The organism is Novosphingobium sp. PhB57 (assembly GCF_004342985.1).
In the GTDB taxonomy this organism is placed as follows: domain Bacteria; phylum Pseudomonadota; class Alphaproteobacteria; order Sphingomonadales; family Sphingomonadaceae; genus Novosphingobium.
In genome coordinates, this window is sequence record NZ_SMBO01000001.1 from 174,488 (window position 1) to 198,755 (window position 24,268).

19 protein-coding genes are annotated in these 24,268 nt (G+C 65.8%); 11 read left to right on the forward strand and 8 right to left on the reverse strand.

The window, feature by feature from the left end; all coding sequences use genetic code 11:
* The first annotated feature begins 443 nt into the window (after positions 1 to 443).
* Complete coding sequence (locus tag EDF58_RS00740; protein ID WP_132261827.1) at positions 444 to 1,184, forward strand: response regulator transcription factor; 741 nt, start codon at positions 444 to 446, stop codon at positions 1,182 to 1,184.
* A gap of 123 nt (positions 1,185 to 1,307) precedes the next feature.
* On the opposite strand, the gene EDF58_RS00745 is transcribed toward EDF58_RS00740, so the two are convergent.
* Together EDF58_RS00745 and rlmN are read right to left on the reverse strand one after the other, a co-directional pair.
* Positions 1,308 to 2,234 (reverse strand): formylglycine-generating enzyme family protein, encoded by a 927-nt coding sequence (locus EDF58_RS00745; RefSeq protein WP_132264003.1) that lies wholly within the window; start codon positions 2,232 to 2,234, stop codon positions 1,308 to 1,310.
* Positions 2,235 to 2,436: 202 nt separating this feature from the next.
* Complete coding sequence (gene rlmN / locus EDF58_RS00750; protein WP_132264005.1) at positions 2,437 to 3,711, reverse strand: 23S rRNA (adenine(2503)-C(2))-methyltransferase RlmN; 1,275 nt, start codon at positions 3,709 to 3,711, stop codon at positions 2,437 to 2,439.
* 316 nt (positions 3,712 to 4,027) lie between these two features.
* Between rlmN and EDF58_RS00755 the strand changes: the two genes are divergently transcribed.
* Positions 4,028 to 4,708 (forward strand): outer membrane protein, encoded by a 681-nt coding sequence (locus EDF58_RS00755; protein ID WP_132261829.1) that lies wholly within the window; start codon positions 4,028 to 4,030, stop codon positions 4,706 to 4,708.
* A gap of 126 nt (positions 4,709 to 4,834) precedes the next feature.
* On the opposite strand, the gene EDF58_RS00760 is transcribed toward EDF58_RS00755, so the two are convergent.
* Positions 4,835 to 5,311: a hypothetical protein gene (locus EDF58_RS00760; protein ID WP_132261830.1), complete on the reverse strand. Its 477-nt coding sequence runs from the start codon at positions 5,309 to 5,311 to the stop codon at positions 4,835 to 4,837.
* A 44-nt stretch (positions 5,312 to 5,355) separates the two neighbouring features.
* On the reverse strand, positions 5,356 to 5,841 hold the full coding sequence (greB, locus tag EDF58_RS00765) for a transcription elongation factor GreB (RefSeq protein WP_132261832.1): 486 nt from the start codon (positions 5,839 to 5,841) through the stop codon (positions 5,356 to 5,358).
* 241 nt (positions 5,842 to 6,082) lie between these two features.
* Here greB and EDF58_RS00770 point away from each other — a divergent pair, with 241 nt between their 5' ends.
* On the forward strand, positions 6,083 to 7,363 hold the full coding sequence (locus EDF58_RS00770) for a glycoside hydrolase family 27 protein (RefSeq protein WP_243654112.1): 1,281 nt from the start codon (positions 6,083 to 6,085) through the stop codon (positions 7,361 to 7,363).
* A gap of 122 nt (positions 7,364 to 7,485) precedes the next feature.
* On the opposite strand, the gene EDF58_RS00775 is transcribed toward EDF58_RS00770, so the two are convergent.
* Positions 7,486 to 9,462 (reverse strand): lytic transglycosylase domain-containing protein, encoded by a 1,977-nt coding sequence (locus EDF58_RS00775; protein WP_132261835.1) that lies wholly within the window; start codon positions 9,460 to 9,462, stop codon positions 7,486 to 7,488.
* An 80-nt stretch (positions 9,463 to 9,542) separates the two neighbouring features.
* Here EDF58_RS00775 and dapA point away from each other — a divergent pair, with 80 nt between their 5' ends.
* Entirely contained in the window at positions 9,543 to 10,424 is an 882-nt protein-coding gene (gene dapA, locus EDF58_RS00780) for a 4-hydroxy-tetrahydrodipicolinate synthase (RefSeq protein WP_132261837.1), read from the forward strand.
* Positions 10,425 to 10,476: 52 nt separating this feature from the next.
* Here the strand turns inward: dapA and EDF58_RS26265 are convergent, their stop codons facing one another.
* Together EDF58_RS26265 and EDF58_RS26270 are read right to left on the reverse strand one after the other, a co-directional pair.
* Entirely contained in the window at positions 10,477 to 11,649 is a 1,173-nt protein-coding gene (locus EDF58_RS26265; RefSeq protein WP_243654013.1) for an alpha/beta fold hydrolase, read from the reverse strand.
* A 93-nt stretch (positions 11,650 to 11,742) separates the two neighbouring features.
* Positions 11,743 to 12,435: a hypothetical protein gene (locus EDF58_RS26270; protein WP_243654014.1), complete on the reverse strand. Its 693-nt coding sequence runs from the start codon at positions 12,433 to 12,435 to the stop codon at positions 11,743 to 11,745.
* 232 nt (positions 12,436 to 12,667) lie between these two features.
* On the opposite strand from EDF58_RS26270, the gene smpB reads away from it, so the two are divergent.
* From smpB to EDF58_RS00815, 6 genes are all read left to right on the forward strand, one after another.
* On the forward strand, positions 12,668 to 13,150 hold the full coding sequence (smpB, locus tag EDF58_RS00790) for an SsrA-binding protein SmpB (RefSeq protein ID WP_132261838.1): 483 nt from the start codon (positions 12,668 to 12,670) through the stop codon (positions 13,148 to 13,150).
* A complete protein-coding gene (locus tag EDF58_RS00795; protein ID WP_132261840.1) occupies positions 13,147 to 13,800 on the forward strand; it encodes a DUF2062 domain-containing protein in 654 nt (217 codons plus the stop codon). Before smpB ends, EDF58_RS00795 begins: the two co-directional genes overlap by 4 nt.
* Before the next feature lie 50 nt (positions 13,801 to 13,850).
* Positions 13,851 to 16,274, forward strand: coding sequence for an ATP-binding protein (locus EDF58_RS00800; protein ID WP_132264007.1), 2,424 nt, complete (start codon positions 13,851 to 13,853; stop codon positions 16,272 to 16,274).
* Between the two features lie 97 nt (positions 16,275 to 16,371).
* Positions 16,372 to 17,448, forward strand: a complete 1,077-nt coding sequence (gene recA / locus EDF58_RS00805) for a recombinase RecA (RefSeq protein ID WP_132261841.1) — start codon at positions 16,372 to 16,374, stop codon at positions 17,446 to 17,448.
* A 370-nt stretch (positions 17,449 to 17,818) separates the two neighbouring features.
* Complete coding sequence (alaS, locus tag EDF58_RS00810) at positions 17,819 to 20,479, forward strand: alanine--tRNA ligase (RefSeq protein ID WP_132261843.1); 2,661 nt, start codon at positions 17,819 to 17,821, stop codon at positions 20,477 to 20,479.
* A 49-nt stretch (positions 20,480 to 20,528) separates the two neighbouring features.
* Positions 20,529 to 21,461: a glutaminase gene (locus EDF58_RS00815; RefSeq protein WP_132261845.1), complete on the forward strand. Its 933-nt coding sequence runs from the start codon at positions 20,529 to 20,531 to the stop codon at positions 21,459 to 21,461.
* Positions 21,462 to 21,488: 27 nt separating this feature from the next.
* Here the strand turns inward: EDF58_RS00815 and EDF58_RS00820 are convergent, their stop codons facing one another.
* Positions 21,489 to 23,270: a cation:proton antiporter gene (locus tag EDF58_RS00820; protein ID WP_132261847.1), complete on the reverse strand. Its 1,782-nt coding sequence runs from the start codon at positions 23,268 to 23,270 to the stop codon at positions 21,489 to 21,491.
* Positions 23,271 to 23,461: 191 nt separating this feature from the next.
* On the opposite strand from EDF58_RS00820, the gene EDF58_RS00825 reads away from it, so the two are divergent.
* On the forward strand, positions 23,462 to 24,256 hold the full coding sequence (locus tag EDF58_RS00825; protein ID WP_132261849.1) for an outer membrane protein assembly factor BamD: 795 nt from the start codon (positions 23,462 to 23,464) through the stop codon (positions 24,254 to 24,256).
* Positions 24,257 to 24,268: the final 12 nt, after the last annotated feature.

Below are 24,268 nucleotides of genomic sequence, written 5' to 3' on the forward strand. Positions count from 1 at the left end.
ACGTCTTGAAAAGGTGTAAGTTATCGAAAGACTACCTCTTTGGAGGTACAGTGTACCAGAATTATACGTTTGACTCCCTGCCCTCCAGAATGAACTTTTGGAAAGGGGGGGTATCCCACTGATCATAGGGGGAATTCGAAGGCACCTAGAATGCTCATTCACGGCTCGAATAGAACCTAACCACCCCCTCGACTTGAAGACGACAATATGTTCTAAGGTGATCTACCTAAGGTGTGGGTGGAAATAGGGGGCATGCAAAGGGGGGGCTCGCCATTCTGGCAAGGTCATCCAGCGATTGTCGTTGATTTTCTGATTTGGGATTTTCCGAAAGGGAAGTTCTTTGACTGTTCCGTCCTGCGCTTGGGTGAGTCAGGATCAGTCCCAAAATAATATCATAATACGCTTGGGTCGTCCGTATTTCCGTTATTCAGGAGAGAAAGACGATGTCGACTTTTGATGAAGTGTGCGTGAGCATTGTCGGTTTCAACTCCCTCGTGAGGGAAGGGATCTGCAAAATTCTCGACAAGTGCGAGTTCAAGTGCACCCGGTTCTTCAAGGACTGTGACGCGGTGCTCAGCGACAGCGATTCACCAACCGTTGGTCTTACCGTTTTCGACATGGGAACGTGTGGAGACCTGCTCGAATGCCTTCCGGCCATGAAGGAGCGCCATCCGCACATGCGGGCGGTCCTGCTGGCGGACGAATTCGAGTTCGGGCAGATGGTGGAAGCCTTCCAGCTTGGCGCCCATGCCTTCCTGTTGAAGGAAATCGGCTCCGAACCCCTGATCGAATCCCTGCGATTGGTTAATCAGGGTGAAAAGGTATTGCCCAGCGCACTGCTGCAGCATCTGCCGCAGAAGCAGGTCATCGCCGAGGGCAAGGCCGAAGTGCAGGTCCAGCTCAGCGAGCTGCTTTCCGATCGCGAAATCGATACGCTGCGCTGCCTGGTAATGGGCTATCCCAACAAGGTGATCGCCTATCGTCTCGACATCAGCGAGGCCACGGTCAAGGTTCACGTCAAGGCCATTCTGCGCAAGCTCATGGTCCAGAACCGTACCCAGGCCGCGATCTGGGCCGTGAACCAGGGGCTCATCACGCACGGCGGCGACTTCCGCGAAACGCCGGACTTCGTGCCGGTCGAGGAAACGGTCCGCGCGCCGGTGGCTCTGGCCATCGCCCGCTAGGAAACGTCCCGAGCGCGATTTTGCCGCAACGGACCTGAATGACAGTGCTGGCCGGCCGATCCCATCGGCCGGCCGCTGCTTCCCGAAGCGCCGCTTCCTACACGCTGCGCCTTGATCGGATTTCTATTTTTCCCGGACCACGCAGCGAAAGCCGATGTGCGTCGTCGCCGTGTCGATCATTTCGGGATGGCGCGCGGCGGGGCGATAGCGCTGGCAGTAATTCGCAGCGCAAAGATGCGAGCCGCCCTTGATGACCTTGCGGCCGATACGGATCTGCGGCTGCGCGGGATCGAAGCTGTCCTTGAGCTTCGCGCCCTTGGGGTTGCTGATCGCGCAGCAGGAGCCGCCCTGCTTCTTGCCGGCGTCCGGCCGATCCGACCACCAGTCGCGCGTCCATTCCCAGGTATTGCCGATCATGTCGTAGAGCCCATAGCCGTTGGCCGGGAAGCTGCGCACCGGCGAAGTGCGTTCCCAGCCGTCCAGGCACTGGTTCGCGAAAGGGAACAGTCCCTGCCAGTAATTGGCCATCATCCGGCCTTCGGGCGCGAGTTCGTCGCCCCAGGCATAGGCCGCATCATCGAGACCGCCCTTGGCGGCGAATTCGAATTCGGCTTCGGTCGGAAGATCCTTGCCTGCCCACGTCGCGTACGCTTCGGCATCGGCATAAGCGACGTGGATCACCGGATGATCCCAGAGGTCCAGCGCGTCGATGTCGCTGCCCGGCCCGAGCGGATGGCGCCACGATGCGCCGAATTCGAAATTCCACCAGTTTGCCGGGTTGGACGTGTCCACCGGGGTCGCGCTCTTGCGGAAGACCAGCGAGCCGGCATGCGCCATCTCGGGCGGCATTCCCGGATAGTCCTTCGGGTCGGGTGCGATCTCGGCACCGGTCGTATGGCCGGTGGCCTCCACGAAGCGGGCGAAGTCGCGATTGGTGACGGGTGTCTCGTCGATCCAGAAGGCATCGACGGCCACTCGCCGCAGCGGGGCTTCCTCGGGGTAGAAGCTTTCCGAACCCATCGTGAAAGTGCCGCCCGGCAGGCGGACCATGCCGCGCAGGCGCTCTTCGCCGTCAGCCGAAGTCGGGGGCAGGGTCTCGGTCATCCAAAGTCCTCTCGGTCGATCTCGTCCCTGTCTAGGGGCGGATTTGCCCCGCGCCAAATGTCGAGTTCACGGCGTCATGCCGAAACTGTCCGGCCGAAAGCATCCGGCCGAAAGTTTCCGGGAAAGGGACGAGGATCGCGCGAAAGGCTCAGCCGAGTTCCTTTTCCTTCTCGGCATAGAGGCGCTCCAGTTCGGCGCGGCTCTTCTTCTCGGCAGCGGTCTTGAGCTGGCCGCAGGCGGCATCGATGTCGCGCCCGCGCGGGGTGCGCACCGGGGCCGAGATGCCGCCCCTGAACACGATTTCCGAGAACGACTTGATCCGCTCCGGCGTCGAGCATTCGTATTGCGCGCCCGGCCAGGGGTTGAACGGGATCAGGTTGACCTTGGCGGGCAGGTCGTACTTCTTGAGCAGGCGAACCAGTTCGCGCGCGTCGTCGTCGCTGTCGTTCTTGTCCTTGAGCATCACGTATTCGAACGTGATGCGGCGCGCGTTCGAGGCCCCCGGATAGTCGGCACAGGCCTGGAGCAGATCCTCGATGCCGTACTTCTTGTTGACCGGCACGATCTCGTCACGGACATCCTTGGTCACGGCATGGAGCGAGACGGCCAGGTTCACGCCGATTTCCTCGCCGCAGCGGGCCATCTGGGGGATCACGCCCGAAGTGGAGAGCGTGATGCGGCGCTTGGACAGCGCCAGGCCGTCACCGTCCATGACCAGCTTCAGCGCGTCGCGCACATTGTCGAAATTATAGAGCGGCTCGCCCATGCCCATCATCACGATGTTGGTGAGCAGGCGGCCATCCGAGGTGTAGCTGCCTTCCTCCTCGTCGTCGGCCACATCCGCGCCGTCGATGCCGTCGCCGAAGCTGAAGTCCATGCGGCCCTTGGGCCATTCGCCCAGCGCATCGCGCGCCAGCATGACCTGGCCGACGATCTCGCCCACCGTCAGGTTGCGCACCAGGCGCATGGTGCCGGTGTGGCAGAAGCGGCAGTTGAGTGTGCAGCCGACTTGCGAGGAGACGCAGAGCGTGCCGCGATCGGCGTCGGGAATGAACACCATCTCGAAATCGTGCGCGTCGGCCGTGCGCAGCAGCCACTTGCGGGTGCCGTCGCTGGAGTGCTGGGCCTCGACGATCTCGGGGCGGCCGATCACGAAGCGTTCGGCCAGCCAAGGGCGCATGGTCTTGGCGATATCGGTCATCGCCTCGAACTCGGTGACGCCGCGGTGGTAGAGCCAGTGGTAGACCTGCTTGGCGCGCAGCTTGGCGGCCTTGGCGTCGAGCCCGGCCGTTTCGAACATTTCGGCGATGCGCTTCTTGGGCAGGCCGATCAGGTCCAGGCGGCCGTCTTCGCGCGGGGTCACCCCCTCCACGAGGTTGGGACGGGGCACCGGCACGGGATCGATATGGCCCGGGATCGGCATTGGCCCGGCGCCGGAGGGGCCGGAAGGAGTCTGGTTCGCGTCTGTCATGATCGGGGGGGCATATAGTGCATCCGCGCCCAAAACGGAAGATGCGCGCTCGCGCAGGCCTGCGCGAACCGCTGCAATGCTTCGCGGGTTCCCGCCGCCCGGCGCTCCATGCCCTCGCTCCGTCGATCAAGTGTGACACAAAAACATCAGCAATTTCGTTGTGTTAGGTTCAGGAAACTCCTCCCGTATGACGATCATTTGACCAGTCCAGACGGGCCGGTCGCCGCCAACGGATGCCCGTCGGAAAAAACAACGAATGGAGCATCCCATGAAGAAGTTTCTCGTCTGCCTGGCCCTCGGAACTGCCGCCGGCACGGCCATCGCTTCGGTCCCCGCCATGGCGCAGGACACCGGCCCGGCCCAGCCCTTCGAAGGCTTCCACGTCGAGGCGCTGGCCGGTTACGACGTGACCAAGGCCGGCAGCAGCGTCGACGACGACGCCAATGTCGATAACGACCAGTCGATCGACGGCTTCGCCTATGGCGTCGGCGCCGGCTATGACTTCCGGTCGGGCAACCTCGTCTTCGGTCCCGAAGCCGAAGTGACCTGGTCGACCGCCAAGACCAAGTTCGACGATGGCGATTTCGAAGGCTTCGGCCTCGGCAACGTCAAGACCAACCGCGACCTCTATGTCGGCGCGCGCGTGGGCTATGTCGTCACGCCGACCACGATGGTCTACGCCAAGGGCGGCTACACCAACGCCAAGTTCGACGTGCGCAGCACGTTCGGCACCGTGGAAACCAACCGCGACATCGATGCCGACGGCTGGCGCATCGGCGCCGGTGTCGAGCAGGCGATCACCAACAATGCCTTCGTGAAGCTCGAATATCGCTACTCGAACTACGAGAAGGGCGAGGTGGACTACACCGGCGACATCGCGGACGGCCAGCGCTTTGACCTCGACCTCGACCGTCACCAGGTCATGGCCGGCGTAGGCGTCCGCTTCTAAGGCGACACGCGATTGCAGGGGGAGGGCGGGAGCGAGAGTTCCCGCCCTTTTTCGTGGCGCGTTTCCGTTGCGCGGCCGGTTTCCGCCAGTGCGGAAAGCCGGGCGGAAAGCCCGGACATACCGCCCCTATTGCAGCTTCGCGCAGCCGATCAGCGCCGCGTCCATCGCCGAAGCGGCGCCGGAGAGCGCCCAGGCATTGACGAAGCGGTGGCCCTGGCGGTCGCGCGCCGTCACGGTCATGCGCGGCGCGGAGCGCATGGCCGCGACGATGGCGGCATTGTCCTTCTCGTCCCGCCCCCAGGCATCGCCTTCACCGGCCGTCAGCACGAAGCGCTCCCCGCCGAGCGACAGCGTCACTTGCGCGCCCTGCGCGATCCGCCGGGACAGCCGGAAATGAACTTGCCCGCGCGCCCCGCGCCGGGGCCAGGTGCCGACCGCCGCGAAAGGCTGGTACTCCCGCGCCGCAGCATTGGGCTCGGCCATGGCTATGGCATAGCACCGCGGAATCACCGGATCGCGGAACGCGCCCCAGCCGGCGTAGATCCCAAGGCTTTCCCGGGCGCGTGCCGGCGCGGGCGAGAACGTCAGGGCGAGGCCTGCCATCGCCAGAGCCGCCACGTTCAGCGGAATCCCGCGCAATCGCGACGTCACGGGGCCGGGTACCCGATCTCCAGCACTTCCCATTCCTTTTCGCCCGATGGCAGGCGGACCATGCGGAGGTCTCCCACGGCCGCGCCGCGCAGGGCGCGGGTGATGGGGGCGCTCCAGCCGATCAGGCCTTTCGAGGCGTCCTGCTCGTCGTCGCCGACGATGGTCACGGTCATCTGGAGGTCGTCCTCGTCGGCGAGGGTCACCGTGGCGCCGAAGAACACTTTGCCGCGCTCGGTCTGCTCGCGCGGATCGACCACGCGCAGTGCCTTCATGCGGCGGGCGAGATAGCCCAGTTCGCGGTCGATCTCGCGCATGCGCTTGCGGCCGTAGAGGTAGTCGCCGTTTTCGGAACGGTCGCCGTTGCCCGCGGCCCAGGATACGATCTCGACGATTTCGGGGCGCTCCTTGCCCAGCAGATGGTCGTAGCGGGCGCGCAGCGCGGCCATGCCTGAAGGCGAGATCGGAGGACCGGCGGGTTTCATGACCCGATCCTTATAAAGCATTGCCGGTCCGGCCAAGTCCCTGATCCGCTTCGTCACCGGCTTGCGCGCCGCCTATTAGTCCGACAAAAGAGCGAGCAATATCTAACGGGATTTGAGGATCGTCATGGACATTTCACGCCGCGCCGCACTGTTCGCTGCCGCTTCCGCACCGTTGCTCGGGCTGGCCGGCAGGGCCGGAGCCGAGGCCGGAAGCCCGGCAGTCGTCGGCGCTGCCGCGCCGATGCCCGGCCTGGCGCCCGCACCGGGCGCTGCGCTCGCGCCCCGCCCGCCGATGGGCTGGAACAGCTGGAACAGCTTTGCCGGGACCATCACCGAGGCACAGGCCCTCGAAACCGCCGCGATCATGCGCGAGAAGCTGCTGCCCTTCGGCTACGATGTCTTCACCGTCGACATCCAGTGGTACGAGCCGGATGCCAAGAGCTACACCTACAACGCCAACCCGGTGCCGGCGCTGGACGCCAACGGCCGGATGATCCCTGCGCCCAACCGCTTCCCCTCGTCCAGGGGAGGCAAGGGCTTCGCGCCGCTCGCCGCCAAGGTCCACGCCATGGGCATGAAGTTCGGCATCCACGTCATGCGCGGCATCCCGCGTCACGCCGTGAAGCTCAACCTCCCGGTGCTCGGCAGCAAGCTGCGCGCGCAGGACATTGCCGACACCTCCAGCATCTGCTCGTGGAACCCGGACATGTACGGTGTCGACATGAGCAAGCCCGGCGCTCAGGACTACTACGACAGCATTTTCAAGCTCTATGCCTCGTGGGGCGTCGACTTCGTCAAGATGGACGACATGAGCCGTCCCTACGACGCACACGCGCCCGAGATCGAGGCGGCCGCCAAGGCCATCGCCCGCTGCGGCCGCCCCATCGTGCTCAGCCTCTCGCCGGGCGAAACCCCCGTCCTGCGCGGCGCCCACGTTCGCCAGCACGCGCAGATGTGGCGCATCTCCGACGACTTCTGGGACGAATGGGCGCAGCTCTACGCGCAGTTCACGCGCCTGGAGAACTGGACGCCGTTCCGCGGTCCCGGCTCCTGGCCCGATGCCGACATGCTGCCGCTCGGCCGCCTCGCCCTGGGCGACCGCGATACCCGCTTCACCCCGGACGAGCAGCGCACGCTGATGACGCTCTGGTCGATCGCCCGCTCGCCGCTCATCATGGGGGGCGATTTGCGCCACCTCGACGCGCCGACGCTGGCGCTGCTGACCAATCGCGAAGTGCTGGCGGTGAACCAGGCGAGCACCGAGAACACGCCGCTGTTCCTCGACGACGGCACCAAGGTCTGGACAGCGCGCGCCGAGGGTAGCGGGGATCGCTACGTGGCGCTGTTCAATGTGTCGGACAAGGAGCGCGACGTAAGTGTTCCGCTTTCGCTGCTTGGTTTGGGCGCGAAGGCTTCGGTGCGGGACTTGTGGGAGGGCAAGGATCTTGGCGCAGTCGAAGGGCGGGTTTCGGCGCGGCTTGCTTCGCGCGGGGCGGGGTTGTTCAGGGTGAAGGGCATTTAAGAAGAGCAAGACCCGGGGGATGATCCCCCGGACCCTCGGAATGGCGGCGCCGTGCGCCACCTGTCCGTCGTGCGCTCCTTGCGGCGCAGGGGGCTATGCTCCCCTGCTTCTTCCCTTAACCTTCACCCCGGACTACGCTTCCCGATCAATTGCGTAAGCGGCGTATTCCCGCGATAACCCGACTCCTTCGGGTACATCGATTCGTAGACCACGGCGTTTTCCAGCACGCGCTGGATGTAGTTCTTGGTCTCGTAGATCGGGATCTGTTCCAGCCAGTCGATCCAGTCGACCGCGCCGGTGCGGGGATCGCCGTTGGCGCGCAGCCACTTGTTCACATTGCCCGCGCCCGCGTTGTAGGCGCCCACGGCCAGCGGAAGCGAACCGCCGAAGTAATTGCGCATGCGGGTGAAGTAGGCATCGCCGAGGCGGATGTTGTAGCTGGCGTCGTTGATCAGGGCGCTCTCGTCATAGGCCATGCCGAGCTTGCCTGCCTGCTCGCGCGCCGTGGCGGGCATGAGCTGCATCAGGCCGCGCGCACCGGCATGGCTCAGCGCGTTCTGGGCGAACTGGCTCTCCTGCCGGGTGAGGGCGTGCGCCATGGCGAAGTCGGCGCCGGGCGGCATCGGGATCAGGGGGTAGGCGATCTGCCCGAAGTCCTGGTAGCCGTCGCCGTGCGCGCTCTGGCCGAGGATGACGGCAAGGTCGCGGCGGCCTATCTGCCGCGCCAGTTCGGCCACGAGCACATGGTCGGATTCGCTCTGCGCCTGGTCCGAGATTTCGCGGAAGAACTGCACCGTCGTGCGCCAGTCGCCGTCGCGGGCGACATCGCGCACGGCATTCGTCAGCGGCTTGGCGAAGAAGGCGGAGCGCTCGGCCTGGGTCGGCACCGCGCGGGGGCGGGTGTCGAGGTCGGGCAGGGGGCGGCCCAGCCGTTCGAGCGCGAGCTGGCCGTAGAAGTAGTGCGGATAGGCCGCGGCCATCTGGAAATAGCGGTTGGCGCCGGCGGTGTCTCCGGCGCGGGCCAGGGCGCGGCCGGCCCAGTAGAAGCCCTTGGACCGGGTGCCGGGCGTCTGCGCCGCGGCGCCGTAGCGATAGAACAGCGGCGCTGCGCGCCGCGCGTCGCCCAGTTGCCACAGGGCCTTGGTGCCGCCCAGCCAGACCAGCGTCGTATAGTCGTCGCGCAGGCGGAAGGAGAGCTGGCTGATGTCGGTGCCGGGCGCGAAGGCGTCGTCGATGCTGGCGGCGATACGCACCGCCGAATCGGCACCCGCGCCCTTGGCGGCGGTGAGCAGTTCGCGCACCCACTTTTCCGGCTCGGGGACCGGCGCGGTCAGCGTGGGGCGATTCGAGAGCAGGGCGATTTCGCCGGGCAGGTTGCCGCTCTTCCGTGCCTGGACCGCACGGCTGTAGATATAGCCGGCATCGGCGTTCATCTGCGGCGTCAGTACGAGGCCCAGCGTGCCCGGGGGCGAGCCCTGCAACATCGCCAGCCGCTCCATGAACAGGGCGCGCCGCTCGGCCGACACGAAGGAGACCTGCCGCTCCGCCTGCGAGGTTTCGCCTTGCCACAGCAGCCGGTCCATGCGGATGTCATGGTCGGCCGGGGTCAGCATGCCGCGGTAGGTGGCGAGAATCAGTGCTTCGTCGTTCGGCGCCAGCGTGCCGCCGCGCCAGGCGGCCAGTGCACGCTGCTGCGCATCGGGGCGGCGCAGCGTGGTCAGCGCCACGGCGTAGCGCCCGGCGGCCTGGTTCGACAGCGGCGGATAGCGGGTGAAGAACGAGACCACCGAATTGGCGTCGGGCGACTGGTTCAGCAGCGCACGTTCGGCCGATACGCGAATCTTGTCCGCCTGCGGATAACCGGGATAAGTCAGCAGAAAGCCGGAATAGCTGCCGAAATCGAAGCTGTCCGACGCAGAGAGCTGGCGCCAGCGGTCGATCGACTGGTGAACCGCCATGTCGTGCGACTGCATCGCCTGAGCCTTGGCAAGGTCCCATTCGCGGCCGTCTTGCGCGGCTGCGGGGCTGCCGATGGCGATGCCGAATGCGGCGGTCGAAGCAAGCAGGACGAGGGGGGCGACACGCTGCATGCTGGACATTTTGGGAAAAGGCTCCTTATCAGGCGCTGAACATCGGGTCCGTCGGGCTCGATCAATGAACATCAGGTGAGGTAAAGTCCATGTTCTCGGGTTCCATTCCTGCGCTTGTTACACCGTTTCGCGACGGAGCGTTCGATGAGCAGGCTTTTCGGCGACTCGTGGACTGGCAGATAGAAGCGGGTTCTTCAGCCCTCGTGCCCTGCGGTACGACTGGCGAGAATTCAACGCTTTCGAATGCCGAGCACCATCGCGTCATCGAACTCTGCGTGGAGCAGGCCGCCGGCCGGGTGCCGGTGATCGCGGGCTGCGGCAGCAACGATACGATGAACGCGCTGCTGCACATGAATTTCTCCAAGAAGTGCGGCGCCTCGGCGGCGCTGCTGGTGGCGCCGTACTACAACCGGCCAAGCCAGGAAGGGTTGCTGGCCCATTTCACGTATCTGGCCGAAAACAACGACCTGCCGATCGTGCTCTACAACGTGCCCGGCCGCACCGTCACCGACCTGCTGCCGGAAACCGTCTGCGAACTGGCGCGCCGCTTCCCGGACCGCTTCATCGCCATCAAGGATGCCAGCGGCGATCTCAGCCGCGTCACCGATCACCGCATGGGCATCGGCAAGCACTTCGTGCAGCTCTGCGGTGACGACGAACTCGCGCTGCCGTTCAACGCGGCAGGCGGCGTGGGCTGCATCTCGGTGACCGCCAACGTCGCGCCGAAGCTCTGCGCCGAATTCCAGGCGGCCTGCGCGGCCAACGACCTGGAAGAAGCGCGCCGCCTGAACGACCTGCTCTATCCGCTGCACTACGCCATGTTCGAGGACAGCTCGCCGGGCCCGTGCAAGTACGCGCTGGCCCAGGTCCACGACTGGATCGAAAACGAACTGCGCCTCCCGCTCGTCCCCTGCAGCGACAAGGCTCGCACCGCCGTGGACGAAGCCCTGGCCCACGCCGGACTGGTCTGATCAGATAGACCGTCGTCCCGGACATGATCCGGAACGACGGTCTATAATTTTCTCAATCCGCCGGATTGTACTTTTGCACGAAGCGCACCGCTTCCGAGAGCATTCGCTTGCGCGTTTCCTCGCGGGAGAGCCAGTGGTCCTCACCGGTCAGGGCGACGAGTTCGTAGGGCTTCCCCGCATCCTTCAGTGCGTCCGCCATCACCTGGCTCTGCTTGTAGCCGACTACGGTATCGTCCTTGCCGTGGATCAGCAGGACCGGTGCATCGGCCCGCGAGGCGAAGCGGCGGGGTGAGACTTCGTCGTAAAGCTTCGGGTCGCCCAATTGCTCTCGCAGAGACTTGGTGAGCATCTTGGAATCGCCGCTCTCGCGGATGTCGGTCGAATACATGAGCTTGAGATCGGCCACGCCCGCCACCGACACGGCGCAGCGGTAGAGCCCCTGTTGCAGGGTTACGCCCGCCAGCGCCGCATAGCCGCCGTAACTGGCACCGACGATGCAAGCCCGCCTGGGATCGACCAGTCCGCGCTTTGCCAGTTCGGCGAGACCGTCCGAGATGTCGGACTGCATCTTGCGGCCCCACTGTCCGTCTCCGGCGTGGCGGAAGGTGTCGCTGCGGCCGGTCGAGCCCCGGAAGTTGGGTTGGAACACCGCATAACCGCGAGAGGCGAAAGCCTGGGCCCACCAGTCGAACTCAGCCTTGTCGTGCGCGGCGGGGCCGCCGTGCGGCAGCAGGATCACTGGCAGATTCCGGGCTTCTCGACCGGGAGGCAGGGTGAGGACACCGTCCATTTCGAGACCATCCTGCGCCTTGTAGTCGACGGTGGAAATGGCGCCGACCTGGTCAGGCGCGATGGCGGGACGCTCGTTGCCGATCGGATCGGCGCGCTTGGCGCGCACGTCCACGAGATACCAGGTGCCGCTGTCCTTGTTGCCTGTGGTGCGCACCAGCACGTTGGAGAAGTCGGGCGTCCAGTCGATCAGATGCGCTTCGCGGCCCGCGAAGGCCTTGAAGATCCGGGTGATCGCACTCTGGTACGCGGGGTTGTCCATGACTGTCCTGGGCGTTTCACCCTGGGTTCGGTAGCCGATCATGTTGCCGCTGTTGCGGTCCACGAACAGACGGTCGATGCCGACCTCGTTCAGGATTTCCGTGCCCTGGCCGCCAGCCAGCGGTGCTTCATACCAGTGGGAGGCCCCGTCCTCGTCCTCGATTGCGTAGATCACGGCCGAGCCGTCCTTGGCGAACGAGACCAGGCTGACGTCGCCGGTGGAATCGACGCCGCGGGCAAGCTCCAGACCCTTGGGCGTCGTGATTTTCTAGACCCCGCTGTTCTCGGCGACATCGAGGAAGACGGCCACGTTGCCGGCGCGGTCTATCAGCCAGTCGCGGTAATGGTCCTCCTGTGCCGGCTGTGCCACCGCGCGTGCTCGGTTGCTGGCCATATCCACGGCATAGAGCGTCGTGCGGCCATGGCGCCAGCGTGTGTTGAAGCCGTCGACCTCGAGAGCGATCCCGCCGAAATAGCCGACCGTGCGCCCAGCGATGGTGCGGATGCCGTAGCGCCCGCGCGTGGTACGCGCGATTCCCTTGCTCTTGCTGAAGACCATGCCCGATTCGTTGCCCGCCCGCATCGGCAGGATGATCGTACCGGACATCTCATACTTGGAGGCGGCGAAGCCGAACATCGGCACCGTGGCACTGCTGGTCACCAGCACGGTATCGTTGTCCGCCCATTCGATGGCGCGGACCTTGGTCTCCCCCGATGCGCCGTTGAACAGCACTTTCCCGTCTTTGATCACGAAGACCCGCCGGGCGCCGTTGGTGTGCACAACGCTGGCGATCGACGAACCGTCCGGCGAGATGGCCGCATCCTCCACTTCCGGTAGCTCGCCATAGGCATCGAGCGGTGGGGGCTGGATGGACGGAGGCGCGGCCGCCAATGCGATCGACGATGTTGAGCCGGCAATAAGCAAAGCAGCCGGCAGGGCCGACCGAAGTATGATGCGCAAGTTGATTTACCCCGTTTGTTCCGGGGTATTCAAATTGTCGGCGCCGATGGCAAGAGCGATCTTGGGCGCTGGCGCGGTTAATTTTCCTTCATGGCCGTTGGGCACTTGCCAGCGAGAGAAGTCGTCTGGACTATGCGCTCCCACGGCGGGACTGCCCGTCGACAACGGGATGACGAAATGACGCAAAGGGGCGTTTCCTTTTCCCGCGCCAATCCCTACATGCCGGGTCATCATGGCACGCCCGCAGCACACGACATTCGACAAGCACAAGAGCGTCGCGGAAAACCGCAAGGCGCGATTCGAGTACTACATCGAGGAAACTTTCGAGGCCGGCATCGCGCTGACCGGCACGGAAGTGAAATCGCTGCGGTTCGGCGAAGGCTCGATCGCGGAATCCTACGCCGAGATCAAGAACGGCGAGTGCTGGCTGGTGAACTCCAACGTGCCCGAATTCAGCCACGGCAATCGCTACAATCACGTCCCCAAGCGCCCGCGCAAGCTGCTTCTGCATGAACGGGAACTCTCGCGCCTGCAGGGTTCGGTGGAGCGCAAGGGCATGACGCTGGTGCCGCTTTCGATCTACTTCAACGGCCGGGGCCGCGCCAAAGTCGAACTGGCGCTGGCCAAGGGCAAGAACGCGGCGGACAAGCGCCACACGATCAAGGAACGCGACTGGAAGCGGGAGCAGGGCCGCATCCTGCGCGAACACAAGTGAGCGACCTGCTGCACCGCCTGGGGGCCTGGCTGCACGGCCAGATGCCCACGCATGCACAGTTGGAGGCGAATCGCTTCACCGCGCCGTTCACCCGCCGCCCGGAACTGTTCCGCTTCACCCGCCGCTCGGTGCCGCGCGGCGTGGCCGTGGGCATGTTCATCGGGATCTTCGCCCTCATTCCCGGTGTCCAGATCGTCGGCGCGGCGCTCATGTGCGTGCCGTTCCGCGGGAATATCCCGCTCGCGGCGGCCGTCACCTTCATCAGCAACCCGGTGACGACGCTGCTCATCATCCTGCCGCTTGCGGTCGCGATCGGAAACAGCTTCGGCTATCACGCCGACATCGCCACGGTTGAGGCGATGGTGCGCGAAGGCGCGGGCCTGGCCCAGTGGCGCAGCTGGCTGCTGTCCGACACGGCGCCGGCCGTTCTCATCGGCCTGTTCATCCAGTCGATCGTCGCCGCTTTCCTGAGCTATTTCCTCACCATGTGGTTCTGGCGCTACTGGATCGGCCGCAAGCACCGCGCCCGCCGCCACCGCGCGCTGTTCCGCCATGCCGAGAACGAGGCCGCCTCCATATCCTTGGCCGCATCCTCGACGCCTGCGGCGAAGGCTTCGGTAAAGACCGGCGACACGGAAGGAATTGCATGAAGGCAGGCCAGCAGCGGTCGGGCGTTTCGCAGGCCGTCAGCCGGAATCGGATGGGCGGCCTTTCGGACACCGCCGTTGTCGGCCTGGCGCTTGTGGCCAGTGCCGCGCTGGTCTGGCTGGTGAGCGGGGACGGCCTGCTGGTCGCCGTGCTCACGGGCACGTTGCTGGTCTTCGCCAGTCTGGCCTGGATGATCGCCAATCGTCGGCCCGAAGCGTCTGATATCGAATTCGCGCAGCCCGACTGGTCGGTCACCGTCGCCGCGATCGACCGGACCGATACGGCCATTGCCGTCACCGATCGCGCCGGCCGCCTGGCCTGCGCCAATGGCAGCTTCGAACTCTGGTTCGGCACCGCCAACCCGCCGCCGCGCCTACCGGTCGACGATGCCGCGATGGAGCGCCTCACCGATGCCGTGCGCGCGGCCTGGCGCGATGGCCATGCCCGCGCCGAAGTGCGCACCGAAGGCGATACCGCCGCGGACTGGCGGGTGGAAATCCAGCGCTCGGGCCGGGGGGACGACTTCCTGGTCTGGCGCATCCAGCCCGTCAGCGCGGTCGATCTCGTGGGGGAACTGGTGCGGCAGGTCGACGGCCGGCTCGGCAAGGGCCTAGCGCGGGCAGGCATTTCCGCGGCCGTGGTCGATCCCGACGGCATGATCCGGGCCGCCAGCGCCGGCTTTTCCCAGCGCGCGACGGGCGATGCCCTCTCGGACATGACCGGGCTCGATTTCGTTTCGCTGATCAGCCAGGAAGAAGGCGAAAGGATCGGCTGGGCCCGCGATGCGGGGCGCGGCGGTCCGCTGGTGCTCTATCACGTTCCCATTGCCGACCCCGAATCGCCGGTCGAGCCCGATCCCAACGTCACGCCGTCGCTGATGCTGGTGGTGGAGGCCGGGCAGGGCATCGGTGCGGGCGGCGGCGGGGGCACGGCCGCGCCGCATCTGGAAGCGCTGCTCAGCCAGTTGCCGCTCGGCCTCGCCATGGCCGACCGCGATGGACGCCTGCTCTTCGCCAACCCGGCCTTCATGCGTGCCGCCGGGCAGGAAGGCCAGCATCCGCCAAGCTACCCGACCGACCTTGTCGTGCGGGACGACAAGCGCGCGCTCTCGGAAGCGATCCGCCGTTTCGCGCAGGGCCCCGCCGCTGCCGGCGACATCGCCGTGCGCCTGACCGCGCAGCCGGACGACCCGGTTTCCCTCAGCCTTGCCGGTGTTCGCGGGCTGGGCGAGGCGGCCGTGCTTCTCGGGCTGACCGACACGTCTGAGGAAACCCGCCTCAAGCGCCAGGTCGCGCAGGCGACGAAGATGCAGGCCGTGGGCCAGCTCGCCGGCGGCGTCGCACACGATTTCAACAATGTGCTCACGGCCATCCTGGGCACCTGCGACCTCATGCTGATGCGCCATACGCCGGGGGATTCCGACTATGACGACATCCAGCAGATCCGCGCCAATTCGAACCGCGCCGCCTCGCTGACGCGCCAGCTTCTGGCGTTTTCGCGCCAGCAGACACTGCGCCCCGAAGTGCTCCAGCTTCCCGACGTGGTGGCGGACGTATCGCAGATGCTGCGCCGCCTGATCGGTGAAAAGATCCAGCTCGTCGTCAGTCACGATCGCGATCTCGGGCCGGTTCGCGCCGACCCCACGCAGCTGGAGCAGGTGATCGTCAATCTCGCCGTGAACGCGCGCGATGCGATGCAGATGAAGGGCGACGGCGCGGGCATCCTGACGCTCGCAACCCGCCGCATCAGCAACACGGACGTGCGGGCCATGCGCAGCGAGATCATTCCCGCCGGCGACTATACCGCGCTCTTCGTGGAAGACACGGGCGGCGGTATCCCTCCCGAGCATCTCGGCAAGATCTTCGAGCCGTTCTTCACGACCAAGGAACAGGGCAAGGGCACCGGCCTCGGCCTTTCCACCGTCTACGGCATCGTCAAGCAGTCCGGCGGCTTCATCTTCGCGGAAAGCGAGCCGGGGCGGGGCACCCGCTTCGTGGTCTACCTGCCGGTTCATCACGTCGCGCCGGGCGCGGCGCCCGAGCCCTCGCCGGTGGAAGAGCCGGAGGCGGAGCCCAGCCAGTGGGCCGGGGGCGGCGCGATCCTGCTGGTGGAAGACGAGGATCCCGTCCGCATCGTCGCCGAACGCGCGCTGACGCGGCAGGGTTATGAAGTGACCTGCGCCCGCGACGGCGAGGAAGGCCTCGAACTGGTGGAGGAAGGCGGCCGGTTCGATCTCGTCGTCTCCGATGTGGTGATGCCCTCGCTCGACGGCCCGGCCATGGCGCGTGAGATCCGCCGCATCGCGCCGGACCTGCCGGTGCTGTTCATGTCCGGCTATGCCGAAGAGCAGCTGCGCAAGGAAATCGGCATCGCCAATGCCTGGTTCATGCCCAAACCGTTCTCGGTGCAGCAGCTCTCCGAAAAAGTCGGGGATGTTCTCGCACGCACGGCAGGCGGCGTTAAAAATAGGAAATAAGCCGAAGTTCCCCTCTTGTTCCATGAGAACAAAGGCGATACATAGATCCCCGCGACGTTGACCTTTCCGGTCAGGCCGGTAGCAAAGGGGAAGTGACATGGCTGCTCAGCTCAAGCTGATCCAGGAAGGCAAGGAAAAGGACAACATGGACCGTCAGAAGGCGCTCGAAGCCGCGCTTGCGCAGATCGACAAGGCGTTCGGCAAGGGCTCCGCGATGAAGCTGGGTTCCAAGGAGGCGATGCAGGTCGAAGCGATCTCCACCGGCTCGCTGGGACTGGACATCGCGCTGGGGGTCGGTGGTCTTCCGCGCGGCCGCGTGATCGAAGTCTACGGGCCGGAAAGCTCGGGCAAGACCACGCTCGCCCTTCATGTCATTGCCGAAGCCCAGAAGTCGGGCGGCACCGCTGCCTTCATCGACGCCGAACACGCGCTCGATCCGGTCTATGCCAAGAAGCTGGGCGTCAACATCGATGAACTGATCGTCTCGCAGCCCGATACCGGCGAACAGGCGCTCGAAATCACGGACACCCTGGTCCGTTCGAACGCGATCGACGTGCTGGTGGTCGACTCGGTTGCCGCGCTGGTCCCCCGCGCGGAAATCGAGGGCGAGATGGGCGACAGCCACGTGGGCCTCCAGGCTCGCCTGATGAGCCAGTCGCTCCGCAAGCTGACCGGCTCGATCAGCCGCTCGCGCTGCATGGTGATCTTCATCAACCAGCTGCGCATGAAGATCGGCGTCATGTACGGTAACCCGGAAACGACCACGGGCGGCAATGCGCTCAAGTTCTACGCCTCGGTCCGTCTCGACATCCGCCGTACCGGCCAGATCAAGGACCGCGACGATATCGTCGGCAACGCCACCCGCGTGAAGGTCGTGAAGAACAAGGTCGCGCCGCCGTTCAAGCAGGTCGAATTCGACATCATGTACGGTGAGGGCATTTCCAAGATCGGCGAAATCCTCGATCTCGGCGTCAAGGCCGGCATCGTCGAGAAGTCGGGCGCATGGTTCAGCTACGATTCGATCCGCATCGGCCAGGGCCGTGAAAATGCGAAGAACTATCTGAAGGAAAACACCGAGGTCGCCGACCGTCTCGAAAAGGCCATCCGCGCGCAGACCGCGGGCCTTGCCGAAGAAATGATGGTCGGCCCCTCGGCGGAAGACGACGCGGAGTAAGTCTGGGCAGAGTAAGTCTGGGCCGAACAAATCCGGGCCGAATAAATCTGCGTGTCCCCGCAGAACGAAGAAAACCCCGGCCATCGCGCCGGGGTTTTTGTTTTAAGCCCCTACATGGGAGCCCGCCTTCCCGGACTTGATCCGGGACCGCTGGCCATGAGCAGCCCACCGCACGGCAAGGCGCCCTGGCGCTAACGCGCGCCTCAAGGACTGCCGGCGATCTCCGATCAAGTCCGGGACGAGAAGCAGCCAAAACCCGTGGCACGCTTGCAACACCCCCAAAGTGGCTGCCGCTTATCGCGAGAACCGAACAGTCTGACCGCAGCAAGCCGCTTGCCGCCGCCGCTTCGCTGGATTATCGGCGCGGGTCATGCACACGACCAACGAAATCCGCCGGTCCTTCCTCGACTATTTCGCCAGCAATGGTCACGAGGCCGTTCAGTCCGCGCCGCTCGTTCCTTACAACGATCCGACGCTGATGTTCGTGAACGCCGGCATGGTGCCGTTCAAGAACGTGTTCACGGGTCTTGAAACGCCCTTCGCGCCGCGCGCCACGTCCTCGCAGAAGTGCGTTCGCGCCGGCGGCAAGCACAACGACCTCGACAATGTCGGCTACACCGCGCGCCACCATACCTTCTTCGAGATGCTGGGGAATTTCTCCTTCGGCGACTACTTCAAGGAACAGGCGATCACGCACGCCTGGACCCTTCTGACCAAGGAATGGGGCCTTCCGGTCGATAAGCTGCTGGTCACCGTCTATCACACCGATGACGAAGCCTTCGATCTCTGGAAGAAGATCGCCGGCCTGCCGGAATCGAAGATCATCCGCATCCCCACGAAGGACAACTTCTGGGCGATGGGCGACGAAGGCCCGTGCGGCCCGTGCTCGGAAATCTTCTTCGACCACGGCGACCACATCTGGGGCGGCCCTCCGGGATCGCCGGAAGAAGACGGCGACCGCTTCATCGAGATCTGGAACCTCGTGTTCATGCAGTTCGAGCAGTCGGCCGGCGAAATCGTCGGCAACCTGCCCAAGCCCTCGATCGACACCGGCATGGGCCTCGAACGCATTTCGGCGGTCATGCAGGGCGTGCATGACAACTACGACATCGACACTTTCAAGGCCCTGATCGCTGCTTCCGAAAGCCTCACCGGCGTCGCCGCCGAGGGCGAGCAGCGCGCCAGCCACCGCGTGATCGCCGACCACTTGCGCTCTACCAGCTTCCTGCTGGCGGACGGCGTGCTGCCCTCGAACGAGGGCCGCGGCTATGTCCTGCGCCGCATCATGCGCCGCGCCATGCGCCACGCGCACCTGCTCGGCGCCCGCGATCCGCTGATGCACCGCCTGGTGCCGGCGCTCGTGGCCGAAATGGGCCAGGCCTATCCGGAACTCGGCCGCGCGCAGCCGCTGATTGAGGAAACCCTGGAGCGCGAGGAAGTGCAGTTCCGCCGCACCCTGGCCAACGGCCTCAAGCTGCTGGACGAAGCGACCGGCGACATGGGCGAGGGCGGCGAACTGCCCGGCGAGACCGCGTTCAAGCTCTACGACACTTTCGGCTTCCCTTACGACCTTACCGAGGACGCCCTGCGTTCGCGCGGCATCGCCGTGGATCGTGCAGGCTTCGATGCCGCCATGGCCCAGCAGAAGGCCGCCGCCCGCGCCGCGTGGAAGGGTTCGGGCCAGGCAGCGGACAGCGAAGTCTGGTTCGACATCGCCGAGCGCGAAGGCGCCAGCGAGTTCACCGGCTATGCCTCGACCACCGGCGAAGGCCAGGTCGTGGCCCTGGTGAAGGACGGCAAGGAAGTCCAGTCGGCCACCGCCGGCGAGCAGGTGGTCGTGCTGACCAACCAGACGCCGTTCTACGGCGAATCGGGCGGCCAGGAAGGCGATCGCGGCACGATTGCCGGCGCCGGCGGCCTGAAGATCGCCATCGTCGACACCGCGAAGCCGCTCGGCCGTCTCCATGCCATGAGCGGCACCGTGGAAGCCGGCACGATCAAGGTGGGCGACGCCGTCAACCTCACGGTCGATGTCGAGCGCCGCGATGCCGTGCGCGCCAACCACTCGGCCACGCACTTGCTGCATGCCGCGCTGCGTAACCGCCTGGGCGATCACGTCACCCAGAAGGGCTCGCTGGTCGCGGCCGAGCGCCTGCGCTTCGACTTCTCGCACCCCAAGGCGCTCGACGCCGAGGACATTGCGGCGATCGAAGCCGAAGTGAACGCGGAAATCCGCGCCAACGATCCCGTGCTCACCCGCCTGATGACGCCCGACGATGCGATCGAAGCGGGTGCCATGGCGCTGTTCGGCGAGAAGTACGGGGATGAAGTGCGTGTGCTCTCGATGGGCCGCAGCGCCAAGTCGGAAGCGGGCGAGCGCAACTATTCGGTCGAGCTTTGCGGCGGCACCCATGTGCGCGCCACCGGCGACATCGGCGTGTTCCGCATCGTGTCGGAAAGCGCAGTCTCCTCGGGCGTTCGCCGTATCGAGGCGCTGACCGGCGAAGGCGCGCGCCAGTGGCTCGTGGCCCGCGAGGAAGCCCTCAAGGCTGCGGCCAGCGCGCTGCGCACCACGCCGGAAGACGTCGAGGCCCGCGTGGCCGCGCTGCTCGACGAGCGCCGCAAGCTGGAGCGCGAGCTGGCCGAAGCGAAGAAGGCGCTCGCCCTTGGCGGCGGCGGCGCCAAGGGCGAGGCGGCCGACGAGGAAGTGGGCGGCGTGAAGTTCTCGGGCCAGGTGCTCGAAGGCCTCGATCCCAAGGAACTGCGCGGACTGCTCGATCAGGCCAAGCAGCGCATGGGCTCGGGCGTCGCCGCGATCGTCGCGGTGAACGAGGGCAAGGCCTCGATCGCGGCGGCCGTGACCGAAGACCTGATGGGCACGATCAGCGCCGTCGACCTCGTCCGCAAGGGCGTGGAGACACTGGGCGGCAAAGGCGGCGGCGGCCGTGCCGACATGGCCCAGGGCGGCGGTCCGGACGGCGACAAGGCTGCCGATGCCATTGCCGCGGTGAAGGCCGTACTGGCGGGGTAATGCGCGCGTCGTCCCGGACTTGATCCGGGAAGACGGGGAAGGGGCATCAATGTCGCCGATTGCCGCCATCGTCACCGAAGTGGCGGAAGAAATGCGCGAAGTCGGCAGCCGCGGCGCGGTCGCCGACTATATCCCGCCGCTGGCCCAGGTGCCGCTCGACAAGTTCGGGCTGGCGGTGGTCATGGCGGACGGCGCCGTCCACGTCGCGGGCGATGCCGACGAGCCGTTCTCGATCCAGTCGATCTCCAAGGTCTTCGCGCTTACCCTGGCGCTTGGGGCCGTAGGCGATCAGCTCTGGGAGCGCGTGGGGCGCGAGCCTTCGGGCAGCGCCTTCAACTCGATCGTGCAGCTCGAAACCGAGCACGGCATTCCGCGCAATCCTTTCATCAATGCCGGGGCCATCGTCGTGACCGACGTGCTGCTTGGCCGCCTGGAGCCGCGCGAGGCGATCGGGCAGTTGCTGCGCTTCGTGCGCGAACTGGCGGGTGACGATACCATCGCCATCGACGAAGTCGTGGCGGCGGCGGAGAGTGCCACGGGTTTCCGCAACCGCGCGCTGGCCAATTACATGCGGGCCTTCGGCAATGTCCGGGGCGAGGTGGAACGCGTGCTGGGCACTTATTTCCATTTCTGCGCGCTGACCATGAGCTGCCGGCAACTGGCGCTGGCGGGGCGCTACCTGATGAACGGCGGCCGGTCGGACGGGCACCGGGTGATCAGCGAGAAGCGGGCCAGGCGCATAAACGCATTGATGATGTCCTGCGGCCATTACGACAACTCGGGCGACTTCGCCTACCGGATCGGCCTTCCGGGCAAGTCCGGGGTGGGCGGCGGCATCCTTGCGGTCGCGCCCGGGATCGCCAGCATGGCGGTCTGGTCGCCGGGGCTCAACGAGAGCGGCAATTCCCAGCTTGGCCAGATGGCGCTGGAGCGGCTCGTCCAGCGCACCGGGTGGTCGGTGTTCGAGCCGCGAGCCGGTTGACGCCGCGGCGCTGAGCAGGCCCGTGAACTAGGCCTTCTCAGGCTCTCGTAACTGGCTCGACTTGAGCGCCGGCTTTTGGGAAAGCCCGCCCTGTTCCATGATCTGCTCGCGGAATTCGTCGCGCTTTTCGTGGATCGAGGCGATGACCGGACCCATGGCCACGCCGATCTCGGTCAGCGCGGCTTCGGAGAGCTGCAGCGAACTTTCGAGCGTTTCGGGCACGGCATGCGTGGCACCGGCGCGGTAGAGCACGGCGGCGTGTTCGGCATCCCGGGCACGGGCGATGATCGGCAGTTCGGGGAAATCGGCCCGCAGCTTGCGGACGATGCGCTGGGCGGTGACCGGCTCGTCCATGGTCAGGATCACTGCCGCCGCGCCCGCCGCGCCGAAGCGCAGCATGGCGTCTCCCCGGCCGGCATCGCCGAAGGCGACCGTGTAGCCGTGGCGGCGCCCGTCGGTGACGAGATCGGTATTGCTGTCCACCGCCAGGTAGGGACGGCCGTGGCGTGCCAGCATGTCGGCGACGAGCCGGCCGACGCGGCCGAAGCCGATGATGAGGACGCGGGGCTTGTCGGGCGCTTCGGCGGGCTGGTGCGGCGTTTCCACGCTGTCCACCTGCCGCGCCAGGACCTTGCCGATCATGGAGAGCAGCGGCGTCACCGTCAGCCCCAGCGCGGTGACGATCTGCCAGAACATCGCGGTGCCGGGCTGGATGAGCTGCGCGGCGCCCGCGGCGCTGAGCACGATCAAGGTGGTTTCCGAAGGGCTCGACATGAGGATGCCGGTCTCGGTCGCGGTGCCGCGCCGGGCGCCCATCATGCGCAGCAGCAGGCCGGTGACGGTGGACTTGAGCAGGATCACGCCGACGGTGGCGATCAGGATCGAGGCCAGGTTTTCCCACACGACGCGCAAGTCGATGCTCATGCCGATGGTGATCAGGAACACGCCGAGGGCAAGGCCCTTGAACGGCTCGATGATCTGCTCGACCTCGGTGTGATATTCGGTCTCGGCGATCAGCAGGCCGGCCACCAGCGCGCCGACGATGGGCGAGAGGCCGGTGGCGCCGGTCGCCAGCGAGGCCAGGATCACCACCAGCAGGCTGGCGGCCAGGAACAGCTCCGGGCTCTTGGTGCGCGCGGCCTGGGCGAAGAGTGGCGGCAGCAGGTAGCGGCCGAGCACCAGCAGGGCGGTGACCACCAGTGTTCCCCAGACGAGCGTGTGGACCAGTTCGTCCATGCCCGCGCCCTTGGCATGGGGCGCCAACGCGCCGAGCAGGAAGATGATGGGGACGAGGGCGATATCCTCGAACAGCAGCATCGCCAGGGCGGCGCGGCCGACCGGGGTGGTGGTGTCCGTCATCTTCAGCACCAGCGCCGTGGAGGACAGCGCCAGCGCCAGTCCGAGCGCCATGGCACCCGAAAAGCCCTGTCCGATCGCGGCGAAGAAGAAGGTGAGGGCGCTGCCGGTCAGGATGAGTTCGAGCGAGCCCAGCCCGAAGACGAAGCGCCGCATGGCCCATAATCGGCCGAAGGACAGCTCCAGCCCGATCGAGAACAGCAGCAGGATGATGCCGAACTCGGCGAATATCTCCAGCCCGTCCGGGTCGGTTATGGTCACCCAGGACAGCCAGGGATGGTCGAAGACCAGCCGGCCGAGACCGAACGGACCGACCAGCAGGCCGACCAGGATGAACCCGATCACCGGGGTGATGCGGAATCGGTTGAAGACGGGAATCACGATGCCCGCGGCGCCCAGGATCACGAGCGCGTCGGACATGACGGGGGAAGAGAGTGCGTTGGTGCCGGCCATGTTCCCGCGACTATGGCAGGGACGGCGCTCGGCACAACCGCCAAACCGCCCTGAATCCGAGTATTTCTGCGATTGACGCCGCTTCATGAGGGGCCGGGGTTGGACGGGGAGAGGATCGGCGCAACGCTCTTGTGCGTAACGTCCTGCAACTTCACTTGGCGTTCAGCAAAGCGCTGGCTATAGACCGGCGCATGTTCGAACGTTCGCGCTTCAAGATCGCCCTCGCTGCCGCCGCTACCGGGGCGCTCGTATTGACTGCCGGATGTGCCGGACGCGGAGGCGGCAACAAGGATACTGCCTATGTCGCCCGCGACGTGGACACGCTCTACGCCGCCGCGCAGGAGCGCCTGAACCAGGGCCGCACCCGCCAGGCCGCCGCGCTGTTCGACGAAGTCGAGCGCCAGCACCCTTATTCCCCCTGGGCCCGCCGCGCCCAGTTGATGAGCGCCTTCAGCTATTACGCCTCGCGTGACTATACCAAGTCGATCCAGTCGGCGCAGCGCTTCCTCTCGATCCACCCGGGCAACAAGGACGCGCCTTACGCCTACTACCTGATCGCGATCTGCTACTACGAACAGATCAGCGACGTGACGCGCGACCAGAAGACCACCGAGCAGGCCAAGCAGGCCCTTACCGACGTGATGCGCCGCTACCCCGGCACGTCCTACGCCTCGGACGCCAAGCTGAAGATCGACCTCGTGAACGATCACCTTGCGGGCAAGGAAATGACCATCGGCCGCGGCTACGAGGCCAGCGGCAAGTGGCTGGCGGCAACGCTGCGCTTCCGCAACGTGGTCGACAATTTCCAGACCACCAGCCACGCGCCCGAAGCGCTGTTCCGCCTGGTGGAAGGCTACCTCGCGCTCGGCGTTCCCGAGGAAGCGCAGAAGGCCGCCGCCGTGCTCGAACACAACTATCCCAGCAGCAAGTGGTACGAACGCGCCTACAAGCTGATGAACAAGAACGCGCCCAGCAACCTGACCTGACGGTTGCCTCGG

What these genes read in the sequence shown, in the direction of transcription:
- EDF58_RS00755 (WP_132261829.1), top strand. Translation starts at nt 4,028, where the DNA reads ATGAAGAAGTTTCTCGTCTGCCTGGCCCTCGGAACTGCCGCCGGCACG.
- rlmN (WP_132264005.1), bottom strand. Translation starts at nt 3,711, where the DNA reads ATGCCGATCCCGGGCCATATCGATCCCGTGCCGGTGCCCCGTCCCAAC.
- recA (WP_132261841.1), top strand. Translation starts at nt 16,372, where the DNA reads ATGGCTGCTCAGCTCAAGCTGATCCAGGAAGGCAAGGAAAAGGACAAC.
- EDF58_RS00775 (WP_132261835.1), bottom strand. Translation starts at nt 9,462, where the DNA reads ATGTCCAGCATGCAGCGTGTCGCCCCCCTCGTCCTGCTTGCTTCGACC.
- greB (WP_132261832.1), bottom strand. Translation starts at nt 5,841, where the DNA reads ATGAAACCCGCCGGTCCTCCGATCTCGCCTTCAGGCATGGCCGCGCTG.
- EDF58_RS00825 (WP_132261849.1), top strand. Translation starts at nt 23,462, where the DNA reads ATGTTCGAACGTTCGCGCTTCAAGATCGCCCTCGCTGCCGCCGCTACC.
- EDF58_RS00820 (WP_132261847.1), bottom strand. Translation starts at nt 23,270, where the DNA reads ATGGCCGGCACCAACGCACTCTCTTCCCCCGTCATGTCCGACGCGCTC.
- smpB (WP_132261838.1), top strand. Translation starts at nt 12,668, where the DNA reads ATGGCACGCCCGCAGCACACGACATTCGACAAGCACAAGAGCGTCGCG.
- dapA (WP_132261837.1), top strand. Translation starts at nt 9,543, where the DNA reads ATGTTCTCGGGTTCCATTCCTGCGCTTGTTACACCGTTTCGCGACGGA.
- EDF58_RS00815 (WP_132261845.1), top strand. Translation starts at nt 20,529, where the DNA reads ATGTCGCCGATTGCCGCCATCGTCACCGAAGTGGCGGAAGAAATGCGC.
- alaS (WP_132261843.1), top strand. Translation starts at nt 17,819, where the DNA reads ATGCACACGACCAACGAAATCCGCCGGTCCTTCCTCGACTATTTCGCC.
- EDF58_RS00800 (WP_132264007.1), top strand. Translation starts at nt 13,851, where the DNA reads ATGGGCGGCCTTTCGGACACCGCCGTTGTCGGCCTGGCGCTTGTGGCC.
- EDF58_RS00740 (WP_132261827.1), top strand. Translation starts at nt 444, where the DNA reads ATGTCGACTTTTGATGAAGTGTGCGTGAGCATTGTCGGTTTCAACTCC.
- EDF58_RS00745 (WP_132264003.1), bottom strand. Translation starts at nt 2,234, where the DNA reads ATGGTCCGCCTGCCGGGCGGCACTTTCACGATGGGTTCGGAAAGCTTC.
- EDF58_RS00770 (WP_243654112.1), top strand. Translation starts at nt 6,083, where the DNA reads ATGCCCGGCCTGGCGCCCGCACCGGGCGCTGCGCTCGCGCCCCGCCCG.
- EDF58_RS00760 (WP_132261830.1), bottom strand. Translation starts at nt 5,311, where the DNA reads ATGGCAGGCCTCGCCCTGACGTTCTCGCCCGCGCCGGCACGCGCCCGG.